Source organism: Mesorhizobium sp. M1A.T.Ca.IN.004.03.1.1 (assembly GCF_003997555.1).
Lineage (GTDB): Bacteria > Pseudomonadota > Alphaproteobacteria > Rhizobiales > Rhizobiaceae > Mesorhizobium.
This window is the reverse complement of record NZ_RZTV01000621.1, coordinates 1-256: the sequence shown is the minus strand read 5'-3', so window position 1 is coordinate 256 and position 256 is coordinate 1. Positions and strand designations below refer to the sequence as shown.

At 59.8% G+C, this 256-nt stretch carries 1 pseudogene; it reads left to right on the top strand.

Annotated elements, in window-relative coordinates:
* Nucleotides 1–100: 100 nt before the first annotated feature.
* A pseudogene (locus EOD29_RS33125) lies at nt 101–256 on the top strand (phosphatase); the annotation flags it as partial.

Sequence of the window (256 nt, the reverse complement as noted above, 5' to 3'; positions counted from 1 at the left end):
TTTTCGATGAAGGATCATGCGTCAATTCAAAGAAATAGAGCGTCCTTAGCGTGTCCTGGTGGAAGCGCGGCGCTCTAGGCCAATTCGAACGGACGACGAAATGCGGGCATTTTGGGCTTCCCTGGACAGGCGCTGGCGTCGGAGCGACGTCGGCATGCCGCCTTTGCGCTGGCAGGCCTGCCTCTTCGTCACGATCAATGCCGTGATCCTTTCCATGCTGCTCTTCGACGCGCCGATCGGTGCCGGCGAAGCTCCC